Annotated in this window: 12 protein-coding genes; 7 read left to right on the top strand and 5 right to left on the bottom strand. The window is 70.4% G+C overall.

From position 1 onward, the window contains the following. Positions 1 to 36: 36 nt before the first annotated feature. From AX750_RS01200 to AX750_RS01190, 3 genes are all read right to left on the bottom strand, one after another. A complete protein-coding gene (locus tag AX750_RS01200; RefSeq protein ID WP_066722576.1) occupies positions 37 to 1,623 on the bottom strand; it encodes an ABC transporter substrate-binding protein in 1,587 nt (528 codons plus the stop codon). A 304-nt stretch (positions 1,624 to 1,927) separates the two neighbouring features. Continuing rightward, a complete protein-coding gene (locus AX750_RS01195) occupies positions 1,928 to 2,326 on the bottom strand; it encodes a cytochrome c family protein (RefSeq protein ID WP_066722574.1) in 399 nt (132 codons plus the stop codon). Between the two features lie 114 nt (positions 2,327 to 2,440). After that, positions 2,441 to 3,271, bottom strand: a complete 831-nt coding sequence (locus tag AX750_RS01190; protein ID WP_066722572.1) for an alpha/beta fold hydrolase — start codon at positions 3,269 to 3,271, stop codon at positions 2,441 to 2,443. A gap of 306 nt (positions 3,272 to 3,577) precedes the next feature. Between AX750_RS01190 and AX750_RS01185 the strand changes: the two genes are divergently transcribed. The 5 genes from AX750_RS01185 to AX750_RS01165 all read left to right on the top strand — a co-directional run bounded on the left by AX750_RS01185 (position 3,578) and on the right by AX750_RS01165 (position 9,340). Next, complete coding sequence (locus AX750_RS01185; protein ID WP_066722570.1) at positions 3,578 to 4,177, top strand: FecR family protein; 600 nt, start codon at positions 3,578 to 3,580, stop codon at positions 4,175 to 4,177. A 2-nt stretch (positions 4,178 to 4,179) separates the two neighbouring features. Continuing rightward, a complete protein-coding gene (locus AX750_RS01180) occupies positions 4,180 to 4,878 on the top strand; it encodes a Crp/Fnr family transcriptional regulator (protein WP_066722568.1) in 699 nt (232 codons plus the stop codon). Beyond that, positions 4,871 to 6,796: an adenylate/guanylate cyclase domain-containing protein gene (locus AX750_RS01175; RefSeq protein WP_066722565.1), complete on the top strand. Its 1,926-nt coding sequence runs from the start codon at positions 4,871 to 4,873 to the stop codon at positions 6,794 to 6,796. Before AX750_RS01180 ends, AX750_RS01175 begins: the two co-directional genes overlap by 8 nt. 211 nt (positions 6,797 to 7,007) lie before the next feature. After that, positions 7,008 to 8,198 carry a hypothetical protein gene (locus AX750_RS01170; protein WP_066722562.1) on the top strand — a complete coding sequence of 397 codons (1,191 nt, stop codon included), beginning with the start codon at positions 7,008 to 7,010 and terminating at the stop codon, positions 8,196 to 8,198. Next, on the top strand, positions 8,195 to 9,340 hold the full coding sequence (locus AX750_RS01165; RefSeq protein ID WP_066722558.1) for an SUMF1/EgtB/PvdO family nonheme iron enzyme: 1,146 nt from the start codon (positions 8,195 to 8,197) through the stop codon (positions 9,338 to 9,340). The genes AX750_RS01170 and AX750_RS01165 overlap by 4 nt, the downstream gene beginning before the upstream one ends. Before the next feature lie 9 nt (positions 9,341 to 9,349). Here AX750_RS01165 and AX750_RS01160 read toward each other — a convergent pair whose 3' ends face one another. Together AX750_RS01160 and AX750_RS01155 are read right to left on the bottom strand one after the other, a co-directional pair. Then, a complete protein-coding gene (locus AX750_RS01160) occupies positions 9,350 to 11,263 on the bottom strand; it encodes a TRAP transporter fused permease subunit (protein WP_066722555.1) in 1,914 nt (637 codons plus the stop codon). A gap of 49 nt (positions 11,264 to 11,312) precedes the next feature. Then, on the bottom strand, positions 11,313 to 12,296 hold the full coding sequence (locus AX750_RS01155; protein WP_197426659.1) for a TAXI family TRAP transporter solute-binding subunit: 984 nt from the start codon (positions 12,294 to 12,296) through the stop codon (positions 11,313 to 11,315). Positions 12,297 to 12,745: 449 nt separating this feature from the next. Here AX750_RS01155 and nadC point away from each other — a divergent pair, with 449 nt between their 5' ends. Both nadC and phnN read left to right on the top strand, forming a co-directional pair. Next, a complete protein-coding gene (gene nadC, locus AX750_RS01150) occupies positions 12,746 to 13,579 on the top strand; it encodes a carboxylating nicotinate-nucleotide diphosphorylase (protein WP_066722544.1) in 834 nt (277 codons plus the stop codon). Between the two features lie 16 nt (positions 13,580 to 13,595). Further along, on the top strand, positions 13,596 to 15,650 hold the full coding sequence (phnN, locus tag AX750_RS01145) for a phosphonate metabolism protein/1,5-bisphosphokinase (PRPP-forming) PhnN (RefSeq protein ID WP_066722541.1): 2,055 nt from the start codon (positions 13,596 to 13,598) through the stop codon (positions 15,648 to 15,650). The last annotated feature ends 108 nt before the right edge of the window (positions 15,651 to 15,758 follow it).

Below are 15,758 nucleotides of genomic sequence, written 5' to 3'. Positions count from 1 at the left end.
AGATGCGCGTGATCACCCGATAGGGGGCGACCCCGATCACTCTTTCCACGCGTCCTTGAAGCCGTCGTTCACGCCGATCGCGGTGGTGACGAGGTTCTTGACGTTGCAGCGATAGATCGTCGGGAAATCCATCTCCAGCAGCCAGAGCACCGGCACCTCGTCGACGAGCAGCTTCTGCACCTTGGTGTAGAGCTCCTGGCGGGCCGCATCCGTGGGCGCGATCGCGGCTTCGGCGAAGAGCTTGTCGACCTCCGGGTTCACATAGGCGCCCTGGTTGCCGAAGGGGTTGCCCTTGACGATGTTGGTCGAGATGTAGTTGCGCGCCACGCCGGTCGCCGGGTCGCCGAGCTGGTAGAGGAAGTTGAAGGTCAGATCGAAATCGCCGTTGCTGGCCTTCTGCGTCCAGCCCGGCACATCGGTGGTCTCGATCGAGACATTGATGCCGACATCGGTCAGGTTCTGCTTGATGGCTTCCGCCCAGCGGCTCCAGACCTCGCCATAGGGCAGCGCCAGGATCTTGAGCGGCTCGCCCTTGTAGCCGGAGGCCTTGACCAGTTCCTTCGCCTTGGCCGGGTCGAATCCGTATTTCGGCACGTCGGGCGAGTAGAACTTCGTCTTGGAGGAGATCGGCCCGGTCGGCAGCTTGCCGAGGCCGCCCCAGACGACCTCGCGGCCGAATTCGCGGTCGATCGCGAACATCATCGCCTGGCGGAACTGCTTGTTGGCGAGCGGGCCGCCGCGCGCGATGTTCGGGGTCACCCAGGCATGGGGCGCGAACATCTCCCAGCCCTTGGTGGTGACGCAGGTGTTGGGCAGCTTGGAGAGGCGGGCGACGTCATAGACGTCGACGGAGCCGCCGGTCAGCACATCGACCTTGCCGGTCTCGTAGGCGACGGCGCGCGCAGCCGCGTCGGGGATGATCTGCCAGTAGATCTCGGCGAGGTTCGGCTTGCCCTTCTGCCAGTAGTCCTCGTTCTTCACGAGGTGAATATAGGAGCCCTTCTTCCACTCCTTGAGCTTGAAGGGGCCGGTGCCGATCGGCGTGTTGTTGGCCGGATTGGCGCGATAGTCGGTGCCGTCATAGATGTGCTTGGGGATCATCGGCGCGCCGGCGGCTTCCTGCGAGAGCAGGAGCGGGCCGAAGGGCTGCTTCAGCGTGATCCGCACCGTCAGATCGTCGACCTTCTCGATCTTCTCGACCTGGTTGTTGGCGATCGGGCGCCAGCGCGGATGCACCTCGCGCAGGAACTTGTCGAGCGAGAAGACGACATCGTCGGCCGTGAACGGCTTGCCGTCATGCCACTTCACGCCTTCCTGGAGCTTGAAGGTGTAGACCTTCGAATCGGCCGAGATCTCCCAGCTTTTGGCGAGCGAAGGCTGCGGCTGCAGCTTCTCGTCATAGCGCAGCAGCGACTCGTAGATGTTGCCGGCGACCATGTTGGTCGGGCCGTTCTGGTTGAGGCCCTGCATCAGCATCGGCGGCTCGGGCTGGACGACGACATGCACGGTCCCGCCCTGTTTCGGTGTCTGAGCCAGGGCCGGCAGGCCCGCGCTCACGAGGCCGATGAGGCCGAGCGCCGTGGCGGCCGCCAGCCGCCCCCGAAGGACTGATGAAGTCGTCATGGATCTCTCCCTTTGTACGTCACGCCGTCGCGCGTGGCGGAGCCCCCTCAGACTCCGTCCGGCGCCGACTAGAACACAGCATGCAGCCGTCGCACAGGCCATCGGCCCGTGCGGTGGCGCGGGAGAGCTTTCAAGTTACGGGCCATGATGGGGCGCGTGCGGCCGCTTTCGCACGATGTTGCGCGCGACGGCCCGGAGGGAAAACAATCGGGGAAAGGACCGTGCCGGGCACTGCGCCCGGCACATGGCCGCCGGGCGCAGGATGCGGGGGCCGGCGAGCGGATCGCCGGCCGCGAAGCGTGTCTCAGAGCTTTTTGCCGTCCTTGCCGAACTGCTTGAGGAAGGCCGTCAGATCGGCGATTTCCTTGTCGTTCTTGATGCCGGCGAACACCATCTTCGTGCCCGGGATCTTGGCGCGCGGGTCCTTGATGTATTCGGCGAAGACCGCCTCGTCCCAGGTGATGCCGGAGTTCTTGTTCGCCGCCGAATAGCTGTAGCCATCGACCGTGCCCGCGGTCCGTCCGAACAGCCCGTTCAGCTGCGGGCCGACAATGTTCTTGGCGCCCTCGCCGATCTGGTGGCAGGCGCGGCACTTGTTCCAGGAGCGCTCGCCGGCGGCGACATCCTGCGCTGAAGCCGGGGCGGCGAGGAGGACGGGCGAAAACAGCGCGGACAGGGCGGCGAGGCGGGCGAGAGCGTGCATGCGGGTATCCTTGGCTTGCGGCGCGGGTCGGCGAGCGGCCGAACCCTGGAACTGGCATAATCCAAAGAGGGCGCTCGGCTAAGGGGCCAATTCGACGCGGAGCATCCGGTTCCCTCAGGCGAGACGGCTGATCCAGTCCGCCACCGTCGCGGTGAAGGCATCCGGCCGCGACACCGGGAAGAGGTGCCCGCCGGTATCGAGCATCGTCTTGGCGCAGCCGGGCAGGGCAGCGACGATCTCCTCCTGGAGGAAGGCGGGCACGATCATGTCGTCGCGGGCGCCCAGCACCAGCACCGGAACGGTCAGAGCCGCCATCTGATCGCGGCCGTCGAAGGCCAGCAGCGCATCGATCCGCTCGCGCATCACCTCCTGCTGCACGGCGGTCAGCGGCGCGGCCGCCAGTGCCGCCTCGTAGACATGCCAGTTGGCCTCGATCCAGGCCGGCGGATAGGCGCAGAGCACCGAGGTGGCAGCGTATGCTTCCGGGTTCGTTCCGATGATCTCGCGCCGCGCGCCGAAATAGCCGGCCATATAGTGGTTCGGCCTTAGCCAGCTCCCGCTCAGGATCAGCCCGCCGACCCGCTCGGGGGCGAGATGCGCGAGCGTCTGAGCGATGCAGCCGCCGGTCGAGTGGCCGAGCACCACGGCCCGGTCGATCCCGGCCTCGTTGAGTACGGCCAGACAGTCCCGCGCGAGGGTCTCGATGCTGCAGGCGTCGCTGCCGCGCGTGCTGGCGCCGATGCCGCGCTGATCGAAGCGGATGACGCGGAAGGAGCGAGCCAGCGTCTCGGCGATGCTCGCCCAGAAGGCCGCGCCGCCGCCCAACCCGGTGACCAGGAGCAGGGGCTGGCCGCGGCCTTCCACAAAGGCGCTCAGCACGGCGCCATCCGAGGTGCGGACATCGAAGCCGGCCGGGGCGGGCAGGTCGCTCTGGTGAGCGGTCATGGGGCAACCTCCTTCTCGACCGGTGCGTTGCGGCCCGGCATTGCGCCAAGGATGGCGCAGCCGACCGGGCACCGCCATGGTCGCGACGGCAGGGGCGAGACGCGGTCGGCGCAGGACAGTGCCGCATGAACCAGCCTTCGCCCCCCGGCGACCGATAGGATATCGGTCAGTCCCATGCTCCTCCGCTTGACCGTGGAGCATCGGGCATGGGCAACTGCATCGCGGGCGGGAAAGGCGGGCGTCATGGCTGGGATCAGGGATGGAGCGACGGGGTCGGGTGAAGGGGCTCTGGACCGCCGCCGACTCATGCGCGCCGCCACCCTGCTCGGCCTCGGCGGCCTGCCGCTGGCTGCCCTGGCGCAGACCACGGCGGAGCGCGCGCCGACCGCCGGGCTGGTGACCGATCTGCGGGGGGACGCGATGGCCCAGCTCCGCGAGACGCGGCGCAGACTCGCGACCGACGGCCCCGTTTTCGTCGGCGACCGGGTCGAGACGGGCGAGGGCGCCCGCGCCGGTTTTCGCCTCGGCCGGGCCACCGATCTGCGCCTCGGCGAGAACACCCGCATCACCATCGACCGTTTCATCGTCGATGCCGGCGGCACCATCAGCCTGGGCGCGGGTGCGCTCCTGGTCGACAAGGCACCCGGCAGCGAGGCCGGGCGGATCCGCATCCGCTCCTCCTATGGCTTGATCGCGGTGCGTGGCACGCGCTTCTTCGCTGGCCCGAGCAACGGCGTTTTCGGCGTCTTCGTCGAGCGCGGCGAGGTTGCCGTGCGGGCCGCTGGCCGGGAGGTCGTGCTGACGGCGGGCGAGGGCACGGACATCGCCCGCCGCGGCGCCGCGCCGACGCCCGCCCGGCGCTGGGGTGAGGCGCGCATCGCGGCCGCGCTCGCCCAGATCGCCTGACGATGGAGTCCTCCGCCATCGCGGCCATGCTGGGCGAGGCCGGCTTCTTTGCCGGGCTGCCGCCGCAGGCGCTGCTCGACTGCGCCGCCGAGTTCCGCGAGCAGCGCTTCGAGGCCGGCCAGATGCTGTTCGCCCGCGGCGAGCCGGGGGACCGTCTTCTCCTCGTTGCGGAGGGACGCGTGCGCCTGTCCGTCACGACCGAGGAAGGCCGCGAGCTCAGCATGCGCCACGCCGCGCGCGGCGAACTGCTCGGCGAGATCGCGGTTCTCGATGGCGGAACCCGCAGCGCCGACGCCGTGGCGATCACGCCGGTCCTGGCCCTGTCCCTGCGCCGGGCGGCGCTCGACCAGCTCAGGGCGCGCCATCCCGAACTCTCGGCCGGGATCATCGCCTTCCTCTGCCGCCGCCTGCGCCAGACCACCGACCAGCTGGAAGGCATCGCGCTCTACCCGATCGAGGCGCGGCTCGCGCGCTTCCTGCTGGTGGGGCTCGCCGGGCGCCGTGCCGCGCCCGGCAAGCGCGTGCCGCTCGACGTGGCGTTCTCGCAGGGCGAGCTGGCGCAGCTGCTCGGTGCCAGCCGGCCCAAGGTGAATGCGGCGCTCGGCGCGCTCGAACAGGCCGGCGCCATCCGCCGCACGGCCGACCGTCTCTTCTGCGACCCCGATCTTCTCGCCCGAGCGGCCGGAACGGGCGATGGCTGAGAGCCGGCTGCGGCCGTCCAGGCCCGTCTTCGCCGGCCTGCTGGCGGGATTGGCCGTGCTCCTGCTGGCGCAGACGGCGCCTTCCGCCTGGCGCGACGGCTTGCGGGAGCGCGTCTTCGACCTGACGCTGGACGCGAGTGCCCCGTGGCGCCCGGCCACGCCCGAGACCCGTATAGCCTTCGTCGCCATCGACGACACGAGCCTGGATGCGGTCGGCCCCTGGCCCTGGCCCCGCGAGACGCTGGCGCGACTGGTCGCGGAAGTCACGGCCGCCAGGCCCGCCGCCGTCGCTATCGACATCCTGCTGGCGGGGGAGGACGAGCGCTCGCCGGCGGCACTCGCCCGCCGGCTCGCCGAAGCCACCGGCCGCGCCGAGATCGCCGCGCTCGCCCCCACCCTGACGGACGGAGATCGGGCTCTCGCCACCGCCATCGCCGCGGGCCCGGTCGTCCTCGGCTGGGTGCTCGATCCACGCGGCGCCGATGCGCTCGCGCCGGTGCCGGTGCTGCTGCGCGAAGGCGTGTCGCTGGATGGGCTCTGGCGAGAGGCCGGCGCGAGCGGCCCGCCACCGAGGCTCGCGGCGGCCGCGGCGGGCGCGGGCACGCTGTCCCTGCCGGGCGACGCGGATGGTCTGGTGCGGCGCGTCCCGCTCTTCGTTGGAGCGGGCGGCGAGCTGCGGCCCGGGCTGGCCTTGGAAGCCGCACGCGTGGCGGCAGGCGCCTCGGGCTATCTGCTCTCGGCGGATCCGCCGCGGTTGACCTTCGGCGCGGTCAGCCGGCCCCTGCCGCCGGACGGGATGCTGCGGCTGCTGCCTGTGGCAGCCCCGCTTCCCGTCATCCCCGCCTCGGCCCTGCTGCAGGGCGGGGCCGATCTCGCCTCGCTCGCCGGAGCCGTCGTCGTCATCGGCGGCAGCGCGCCCGAACTCGGGGCGCTGCGGGCGAGCGCGCAGGATCCGCTCACCCCTTCCGCCCTTCTCCAGCTCCAGGCCCTGCGCCAGCTCGCCGCCGGCATCGTCCCCTTACGGCCGGCCGGGGCCACCCTCTGGGAGATGGCGCTGGCGGTGCTGTCCATCGCAGGCGCGGTCGTCGTCGCCCGTCGCCTCGGCCCGCTGCCGGCAGCCCTCGCGATGGCGATGCTGGTTGCCGCACTCATCCTCGGCAGCGCTCTTCTCGCCCGCGCCGACTGGCTGATCGATCCGACGCCGGCTGTGGCGGCGGCGCTGCTGGCCTTTCTCGCCGCCTCGCTCGCGGGATTTTCCGAAGCGCGCTGGCGCGAGAGCCGCTTGCGCCGCCGTTTCGAGCAGCATCTGGCGCCGGGCGTGGTCGAGCGCATCGTCGCGAGCCCGAACAGCCTCAGGCTGAGCGGCGAGCGACGCGAGGTCACCGCCCTCTTCACGGACATCGAGGGCTTCACCCGCACCACCCGCGAGGCCGGGCCGGAACAGCTCGTCGCGGTGTTGGACGGTTATTTCGAGGGCGTCACCCGCATCGTCGGCGAGCATGGCGGCATGGTCGACAAGCTCGTCGGCGACGCGGTCCACGCACTCTTCAACGCGCCGCTCGACCTCGAGGACCATCCGCGCCGCGCACTGGACTGTGCCGTCGCGATTCTCGCCTGGACGGAAGCGTACCGGGCGAGCGGTCCCGCCGCCGCGATCGGCCTCGGCCGCACGCGGCAGGGGCTGGAGACCGGCTTCGCCATCGTCGGCGACGTCGGCTTCGGCGCCAAGCTCGACTACACCGCCCATGGCGAGGCGGTGAACATGGCCGCGCGGCTCGAGGCGCTCAACAAGGAGCTCGGCTCGTCGATCTGCGTCGGTCCGGCCGCGGCGGCACGCTGCGATCCCGTCCGGCTGCGGCGGCTCGCCGAGGTCGATCTGCGGGGAATAGGCCCCGTCCCGGTGTTTTCGCCGGCCTGACGGGGCGGCTGCCGCAGCGTCCGCCCGGTCGCTGTTCCGCCTGGAACAGTCATCGGACCGAGAGTGGCGCAGGATCAGCTCATGCCGATCCTCACCGCATGGAGAGGATTGTCCCGAAAAAGGAGTTGACGCTATGGTTCAGCACTCGATCGACCTTCGTCGCGATCCGGCTGGGGAGCAGGGCGGCGACAGGCCTCGCCGGAGCCGCCGCATGACCCTGCGTTCCGTCACCACCGCCGTCATGCTCGGGCTCGCCGCGGTCGGCAGCGCCCCTGCCGCCATCGCCCACCCCGTCGCCGCGGCGCGGGCGCCGGCTCTGCTGCCGCTCGAACAGGCGTTCATGAAGGCGGCGACCGATCTCTTCGCCAAACTCCCCGCCGGCGGCGGCGAGGTCACGATGGTCATCGACCCCCTCATCGACGGTATCACCGGCATCCAGTCGGCGGCAACGCGCGGCTTCGACCGGCGCATCGCCGAACTGGTGGCCGAGCGTTATCCCCATGTGAAGGTCCTCGCCTTCACGCCCGAGAATGTCGCCAAGGCCCGCTTCGTCTTCATCGGCACCTTCAACACCATCAACAATGCCGGCCAGCCCGGCGGTGATCGCGACGCCTTCTGGATCTGCTTCGCCCTGGTCGAGCGCGAGGCCAAGACGGTCTATGCCCGCAGCGTCGCCCGCTCCACCGTCGGCGATGTCGATATCGCACCGGCCGCTTCCCATGCCGACTCGCCGGTCTGGGGGCTGGATGCCGCCACGCGCGCCTATATCGAGGCCTGCCAGCGCTCGCAGCCGGGTACGCCGGTCTCGCCGGCCTATCTCGACCAGCTCGGTGCGGCCGCCCGCATCCGCGAGGCCGGCGCGGCCTACGAGGCCGGCGACCATCGCCGCGCCCGCGATCTCTACCGCGAGGCGCAGGCCCAGCCCGGCGGCGACCAGCTGCGCGTGCTGAACGGGCTCTACCTCTCCTACGCCGCGCTCGGCGAGACCGGCGCGGCGGATGAGACCTTCGGCCAGATGGTCGAGCGCGGCTTCAGCCTCGGCCGGCTCGGCGTGAAGTTCCTGTTCGAGCCGAACTCCACCGCCTTCAACGCCGACCGCAAGCTCTCGGCGAGCTACCCCGCCTGGCTGCGCGAGATCGCGATGCGGGCGACGCGGGCCGGCGTCTGCCTCGAGGTCGTCGGCCATGCCAGCCGCACCGGCCCCGAGACCCTCAACGACAGGCTCTCCCGCGAGCGGGCGGAGCGCATCGCCGGGCTGATGAGTTCCCAGGCGCCGGGCATGTCGCAGCGGCTGCGGGCCACCGGTGTCGGCTTCCGCGAGACGCTGGTCGGCCTGCCGCGGGACGATGCCAGCACGGCGGTCGACCGCCGCGTCGAGTTCAAGACCGCGCCCTGCGCATGACCGCCCGGCCCTCCGCCCCAGCGCCGGCGGCAGGCCGGCGGGCCCTTCTCGAAGTCGCAGTCGCTGCGGCGGGCCTGGCACTGGCGGCTCCGGTCGCGGCGCAGACGGGCCCTCAGCCCGGCCCCGCCTCGGCCCTGCCCACGCTGAAGCTGGCGCCTGTGGCCCCGCCCCGCGATGCCGGCGCCGACATGGCCGCGCGCATCGCGGCCACCACCGACCGGGCCGCCTTGCTCGAGCTTCTGGCGGCTGGCGTCGAGAAGGCCCGGATCACGGCGCGGCTGGCGCAGCTCGGCTTCGTCGATCTCGCCGCGGGCGGCCAGCGGATCTGGCTGAAGCCGGGCGGCGGCGAGGGCTTCCGCGATTGCGCGGATTGTCCGGAGTTGGTGCTGGTGCCCGAAGGCGATGTCCGCATGGAGCTCCGGACGGGCACGACGCCGCGGATCGTCGAGGTCGCGCTGGCCCAGCCCTTCGCCGTCGGCCGCTTCGAGGTGACGCGGGCGCAATATAAGGCCTTCATGCAGCAATCCGGCCATGTCGTCGATCTCGGCTGCCATGTCCGGGCGCCGGTCTGGAAGCTGGATCCGACCCTGTCCTGGCAGGATCCCGGCTACCCGCAGGGCGACGACGAGCCCGTGGCCTGCGTCAGCCATGGCGATGCCAAAGCCTATGTCGCGTGGCTGTCCAAGCGCACCGGCCAGCGCTACCGGCTGCTGACCGACCCCGAATGGCACCATGTCGCGGCTTCCTCGGCGAAGGACATGGCCGATCCGGCGCGCCTTTGCGCCATCGGTAATGGCGCCGACGAGACCGCGAAGCAGGCGATGCCCTCCTGGACGGTTGCCCCCTGCCGTGACGGCTTCCGCACCACGGCGCCGGTCGGCCGCTTCGCGGCGAGCCCCTGGGGCCTGTCCGATCTCAGCGGCAATCTCTGGGAATGGGTCGACACCTGCCCGCCCGACCCTTCGGTGCCGGGCCAGCCCTTCCCGCCGCCGGTCTGCCGCGAGGAGGAGGGGCGCATCCTGCGCGGCGGCTCCTGGGCCGATCCGCCGGCGGCGCGGAGGCTCGATTCAAGGATCGTCAGCGAGCCCGGCATCCGCGATCAGGTCGCCGGATTTCGCGTCGCGCGCGACCTCGGCCATTGAGCGCGACGGTCACGCGGGACGGGCGCGCGGCGCCGACCGGCGAGTCGACCAGAGCCACGCGGTGGTCGCCGACAGCAGCAGCGCGCCTGCGATCTCGGTGCTCGGGATGGGCAGGAACAGGCCGACGCCGGCGAGAAACAGCAGCACCCGCTTCAGCCCGTCCAGCCTGATCATGAAGTAGCCCTCGATCGCCGCGTTGAGCGCCAGCACACCGAGGATCGCGGTGCCGACCGAAATCAGGATCTGGGCGGGTGATCCGATCAGCAGCAGGGCCGGCTGGTACATGAAGACGAAGGGCAGGAGGAAGGCGACCATCGCGATCCGGCAGGCGACCACCGCGATCAGCACCGGATTGGCCTTGGCGATCGAGGCCGCCGCGAAGGCCGCCACCGCCACCGGCGGCGTGATCGCGGACATCGAGGCGATGTAGACGATGAAGAGATGCGCCGGCAGCACCGCGACGCCGAGCGCGATCAGCGCCGGCGCCGCCAGCACCGCCGAGAGCGCATAGACCGCCGGGGTCGGCATGCCCATGCCGAGCACGATGATCACGAAGGCGGAGACGAGGATGGTCAGGATCGGGCTGCCGCCGGACATGTGGAACAGGCCGGAGCTGATCTTGCCGGTGAGGTCCGTCATCGAGAGCGTTCCGACGACGAGACCGGCGATGGCGCAGGCGACCCCGACGCCGATCATCCCGCGCATGCCGTCGCTCAGGCCGAAGAACAGCGTCTTGACGAGCCGGACCGGATCAGGGTGACGCAGCACGGCGACCGGCACGAGGGCGGCGCAGGCGAGCGCGCCCGCGAAGGCGGGCCGGTTCAGGCTCAGCACGCCCCAGACGAGCAGGCCGATCGGCACGAGATAGGCCCAGTCGCGCCGCAAGACGGCGAGGATCGACGGCGTCTCGCCCTCCGACATCGGCTGGAGCCCGTCGCGATGCGCCTTGAAATGCGCCGCGAGAAACACCGACTGGTAGTAGAGCAGGGCCGGGATGAGCGCCGACAGCGCGATCGTGGCATAGGGAATGCCGGTGAAGTCCGTCATCAGGAAGGCGGCCGAGCCCATCACCGGCGGCAACAGGGCGCCGCCCGTCGAGGCCGCCGATTCGATGGCGCCCGCATAGGTCCGGCTCGTGCCGGTGCGGATCATCAGCGGGATGCTGAACGATCCCGTGGTGACGACGTCGGCCGTCGGCGAGCCCGAGATCGAGCCGTAGAGGCCCGACGAGACCACGGCGACCTTGCTCGCCCCGCCGACCTGCTTGCCGACGAGGCTGTTGGCGATGTCGTAGAAAAAGTCGGCCCCGCCGATGCGGTCCAGCAACGCGCCGAAGACGACGAAGACGACGACGAGAAAGGCCGCGACCTCGAGCGCCGGGCCGAACAGCCCGTTGGTCGAGAAGACGAGATGGTCGACGATCTCCTGCGTGCTGAAGCCGCGATGCGCGAAGGAGCCCGTGAGTCGGTTGCCGAAGATCGCATAGGCCAGGAAGGTCGCGACCAGCACGACGAGGATCATGCCGATGCAGCGCCGCGTCGCCTCCATCACCAGCGCGATCAGCACGATCGAGGCGGCGATGTCGGCGGTCGAGAGTTCGTCGATCATCGGCAGCCGCATCTCGTGCACCGGCTGCATCCAGACGAAATAGCCGCAGGACCCTAGCGAGAGCGCGACCAGACACCAGGAGGGGGTGGAGCGTCCGGTCGGCCGCAGCGGATTGGCCGTCGTCGTCAGGAAGGCCAGCGACAGCACCGCGCCGAGGAAGAGGAACAGGGCGATCTCGCGTTTGATGTACCAGCCGAAGGAAATTGCGATCAGCAGCACCGCCGCCGACACGCCGATGACGTGCACCGTCCACTGCTCCGGCGTGCCGAGCTGGCGGGACCGTCCCGGTGCGATCAGCTTCAGCAGGGCGAGCATGGCGACACCTCGTTCTCTCGGCGGTGGAACGGGAGCGACGCTGCGGGCCTCACTTCAGCAGGCCGGCTTTCCGATAGGCGGCCTCGGCGCCGGGATGCAGCGCCAGCGGCGCGGTCTGCGTCAGGTTGACCGGCTCGAGCCGGGCCATCATCGCATGCGCCTGCCGCAGATAGTCGAAATGCTTGATCATCCCGTCGGCGATCAGGGCGGCATCCTCGTTCTTCATCTCGGCCGAGGCGAAGAGCACGACGCTGCCGGTGATGGTCGACACCGCCGCGGGCTGGAAGGCGTAGGTCCCGGCCGGCACGGTGATCGGCGCCGTGCCGAGCAGCGCGCCGAGCTTGGCGCTGGCCTCCGGCGAAATGCCGAGCATCTTGACCTTCATCTCGCGGGTGGCGCTGTTGATCTGCCCCGACGGGAAGGCGAGCATGTTGATGATGATGTCGGCCTGGCCGTTCTTCATCATCTCCAGGCCGGCATTGTAGTCGACATGGTGGATGCGCCCGCCCCAGGACTCGATGTCCTTGGCGCTGATGCCATAGGCCTTGAACACCTCTTCGCCGGTCACCGCCATCAGCGTGCCGCGCTGGTTGAGCGCGACGCGGACCGGCTTCTTGGCGGCGAGGATGCTCTCGAAGCTCTCGATGCCGGCATCTTCGCGGACGAGGATCTGCACCGCCGCCTGCGGGTCGATCAGGGCGATCGCGCGGAGGTTCGTGACCGGCGCCTTGAAAGGCTCCTCACCGGCCTGCGCGCGCTTCACCAGCTGGGCGTGGGCGATGCCGAGCTCGACCTTGCCGGTCGAGACGAGCTGGATGTTGGCTGCCTCGCGGCCGGGCTCGTAACCAAAGGCGACGCCGGGGGATTCCCGCCGGATCGTCTCGCCGATGGCGTTGCCGATCGCGCTCCAGGCGCCGCCGACCGAGCCGCCGGTCAGGGTGATCTTCTTCGCCGGAGCGGTCTGTGCCGCCGCAAGACCCGCGCCAAGGGCGAGCGCACCCGCCACCAGCGATGCCAATCCCAGTCTCTTCATGGTCACCCTCCCGGCCTCGTGTCGGGCGCGCCCGCAGGCGGGCCGCGCAACCGCATGGTGCCGGCCGATCGGATCGGCCGACGATCTGACGTAGCTGCCGTTCCCCGGCGGCTTCAAGCCGCCTTGTCGAATGCTGTCTTGCGTAGCACGAGGATGAGTTTGTTGGTGTGCATATGGCTTGTCAATGCTGTCCGACGATCGAAAACAGGGCGTGCGCTGCAGCAAAAATTTGCAACTCTCAGACGAAAACTGGGCTTGGTACGCCGAATTCGCGGGCTCACCCATCAAGCCCCCTGCCGTCATCAGCCTGTCACCGAATCCCTGCTTGACACGTCGGAACCCACTTCGCATCGTTGGTGTGCAAACAGTCATGAGATCGGGCCATCCATGCTATTCGCTCCCATGGCGATGCCCGCGAAGGCGGGCGGAGCGCGCGGCAGGGGCTGAGCATGTATGACCGTTTCACCACGCAGCGGCTGATCGACCTCTGGCTGAGCGAGGATATCGGCGCCTGCGACCTCACGGTCCAGCTCATGATCGAGCCGGACGAGACCGGCGCCTTCCGCATGAACGCCCGTGAACCGATGGTGCTGGCCGGCATCGACGTCGCCGCCAGCGTCTTTTCCCGCTACGAGCCCCGGCTTTCGGTCAAGGTCGAGGCCGCCGATGGCGACCGCGTCGAGAAGGGCGCGACGCTGATCCTCGTCGAGGGGCCGGCCCAGGGCATCCTCACCGCCGAGCGCACGGCGCTCAACATCGTCCAGAGGCTCTCCGGCATCGCGACCGAGACGGCCCGCTATGTCGACATCATCAAGGGCACGAACGCCCGGCTGATCGACACCCGCAAGACCACGCCCGGCCTGCGCATGTTGGAGAAGCATGCGGTCGCCTGCGGTGGCGGGCTGAATCACCGCCTCGGGCTCGATAACGGCGTGATGATCAAGGACAACCACATCGCCGTCTGCGGCGGCATCGCCCAGGCGGTCGAGCGCGCGCGGCGCAAGCTGCCCGTCCTGACCAAGCTCGAGGTCGAGTGCGACCGTTTGGAGCAGGTCCGCGAGGCCGTCGCCGCCGGTGCCGACGTGATCATGCTCGACAACATGCCGGTGCCGGAGATGAAGGAGGCGGTCGCCTATGTCGCCGGCCGCGCCAAGCTCGAAGCCTCGGGTGGAATCCGCTACGAGACCATCCGCGCCATCGCCGAGACGGGCGTCGACTACATCTCGACCAGCAAGATCACCCAGTCGGCGCCCGCCGTCGATATCGGCCTCGACGAGGCCTGAAGGCGACGAAACCTCCATGCGGCCAGGCATCCTCTTCGTCGTCGTCGGGCCGAGCGGGGCCGGCAAGGATACCCTGATGGACGGGGCGAGGCGGGTCCTGGTGCAGGGCGAGCGCTTCGGCTTCGCGCGGCGCCTGATCACCCGTCCGGCCGATGCCGGCGGTGAGGATCACGAGGCGATCGACGAGGCCGGCTTCGCGGCGCTCGCGGCTGCCGGCGGCCTTCTAGTGTCCTGGCAGGCGCATGGTCTGCATTACGGGCTGCGCGCTTCGCTGCGGGACGAACTCGCCGCCGGCCGGCACATCGTCGCCAATGGCTCGCGCGGGGTGCTGGAGACGCTCGCCGGCGCCGTGCCGCGGCTGATCATCATCAACGTCACCGCCTCCCCCGAGACGCTCGCCCGTCGTCTCGCCTCCCGAGGACGCGAGACGGCGGACGACATCGCCGCGCGGCTCGCCCGCAAGCCGCCGCAATGGCCGGACGGCATCGAGACCATCACCGTCTCCAACGATGGCACCGTCGAGGAGGGCATCGAGCATTTCCTCGCTGCCATCGACGCCGCCACACGCCGCCTGTCCCTGAAGCCCGTCCCGATCGACGGCTGGCGCGACAGCATCGCCTATCTGCCGCGCGACAGCGTGATCGGCGTCGCGGACTTCGACGGGCCGGGCAAGGTCGACGTCGCCGGGCCGATCGCCGCGGACGGGACACGCCGCAGCATCCGCGCGCGGGTCAACGTCGTGGAGGCCGGCTGGCTGCTGGAGCCTCACGAGATCGGGCTGTCGCGCGAGGCCTTCGCGCAGCTTGGCCTGTCCGAAGGCAGCGAGATCACGCTGACACGCACCCCGCCGCAGCACAGCCGCGATGCGCTGCGCGCCAAGATCCAGGGCGCCGAACTCGGCGCCGCCGACTACGCCATGCTGCTTCGGGACATCGTCGAGGGTCGCTACCCGGAGGGCGAGATCTCCGCCTTCCTCGTCGCTGCGACGCGCTCGCTCAGCGATGCCGAGGTCGCGGCGCTGGCGAGCGTCCGCGCCGGCTTCTCGACGCCGCTGCGCTGGGACGAGCCGATCGTCGTCGACAAGCACTCGATGGGCGGCATTCCGGGCAGCCGCATCACGCTGATCGTCGCGCCGATCGTCGCCGCCCATGGGCTCGCCATGCCCAAGACCTCCTCGCGCGCCATCACCTCGGCCGCGGGCACCGCCGACGCGATGGAGGTTCTGGCCAGGGTCGACCTGACGGAGGACGATGTCCGCCGCACGGTGGCCCAGGCGCGCGCCTGCATCGCCTGGAATGGCCGCCTCAACCACTCCGCCGTCGACGACGTGATGAACGCGATCACGCGCCCGCTGGGCATCGATTCCAACCGCTGGTCGGTCGCCTCGATCATCTCGAAGAAGCTGACCGCCGGCTCGACCCATGTCGTGGTCGACCTGCCCTATGGCCGCCGCGCTAAGCTCCACAGCGAGGCGGAGGCACGCGAACTCGGCGCGCTGTTTGAGAGCGTCGGGCGTTCCGTCGGCCTGCAGGTCGAGGCGGTCGCCACCTGCGGCGCCGGGCCGATCGGGCGGGGCATCGGGCCGGCGCTCGAGGTCCGCGACGTGCTCTGGGTGCTGGAGGGCGATGCGCAGGCCCCGGCCGATCTGCGCGAGAAGGCGCTCGACTTCGCCGGCCGCATCCTGGCCTGGGACCCGGCGATCGGCTCAGCGGTAGCGGGTCGCGCCCGGGCGGCCGAACTCCTGGCCTCGGGCGCGGCGCGCGCGGCGCTGGACGGCATCGTCGCGGCGCAGGGACGCCGCGACATCGTCGCGAAGCCCGCCGCCCTGAGCCACACCATGCGCGCCACCCGCGCCGGGCGCATCAGCGAGATCGACGGCTGGCGCATCGCCGGCATCGCGCGCCGCGCCGGCGCGCCCTTCGACAAGAGCGCCGGCATCGACCTGCTGCGCGCTGTGGGCGACGATGTGACGGCGGGCGAGGGGCTCTTCACCATCCATGCCGCCGCCGCGCCGGACCTCGAAGCGGCGGTGGCGCTGGCGGCTGCGGATGAGGGGTTCGTGCTGGGATAGCGGGCACGTTCTTGTCCGACCCGAACGCGCGTCATCCCGGACGCAGCGCAGCGGAGATCCGGGATCCATTCCGGAGCGCTGACGGAGAGGTTCCGGAATGGGTCCGGG

Origin of the sequence: Methylobacterium sp. CCH7-A2, assembly GCF_001557075.1 — a bacterium.
GTDB lineage: Bacteria > Pseudomonadota > Alphaproteobacteria > Rhizobiales > Beijerinckiaceae > Allobosea > Allobosea massiliensis.
Note: the sequence above shows the minus strand (reverse complement) of the source record. Positions and strands in the feature narration are given on the sequence as shown.

Bases quoted from the DNA above. Each gene is read 5' to 3' on its own strand.
- AX750_RS01200 (WP_066722576.1), bottom strand. From the start codon at position 1,623: ATGACGACTTCATCAGTCCTTCGGGGGCGGCTGGCGGCCGCCACGGCG.
- AX750_RS01195 (WP_066722574.1), bottom strand. From the start codon at position 2,326: ATGCACGCTCTCGCCCGCCTCGCCGCCCTGTCCGCGCTGTTTTCGCCC.
- AX750_RS01190 (WP_066722572.1), bottom strand. From the start codon at position 3,271: ATGACCGCTCACCAGAGCGACCTGCCCGCCCCGGCCGGCTTCGATGTC.
- AX750_RS01185 (WP_066722570.1), top strand. From the start codon at position 3,578: ATGCGCGCCGCCACCCTGCTCGGCCTCGGCGGCCTGCCGCTGGCTGCC.
- AX750_RS01180 (WP_066722568.1), top strand. From the start codon at position 4,180: ATGGAGTCCTCCGCCATCGCGGCCATGCTGGGCGAGGCCGGCTTCTTT.
- AX750_RS01175 (WP_066722565.1), top strand. From the start codon at position 4,871: ATGGCTGAGAGCCGGCTGCGGCCGTCCAGGCCCGTCTTCGCCGGCCTG.
- AX750_RS01170 (WP_066722562.1), top strand. From the start codon at position 7,008: ATGACCCTGCGTTCCGTCACCACCGCCGTCATGCTCGGGCTCGCCGCG.
- AX750_RS01165 (WP_066722558.1), top strand. From the start codon at position 8,195: ATGACCGCCCGGCCCTCCGCCCCAGCGCCGGCGGCAGGCCGGCGGGCC.
- AX750_RS01160 (WP_066722555.1), bottom strand. From the start codon at position 11,263: ATGCTCGCCCTGCTGAAGCTGATCGCACCGGGACGGTCCCGCCAGCTC.
- AX750_RS01155 (WP_197426659.1), bottom strand. From the start codon at position 12,296: ATGAAGAGACTGGGATTGGCATCGCTGGTGGCGGGTGCGCTCGCCCTT.
- nadC (WP_066722544.1), top strand. From the start codon at position 12,746: ATGTATGACCGTTTCACCACGCAGCGGCTGATCGACCTCTGGCTGAGC.
- phnN (WP_066722541.1), top strand. From the start codon at position 13,596: ATGCGGCCAGGCATCCTCTTCGTCGTCGTCGGGCCGAGCGGGGCCGGC.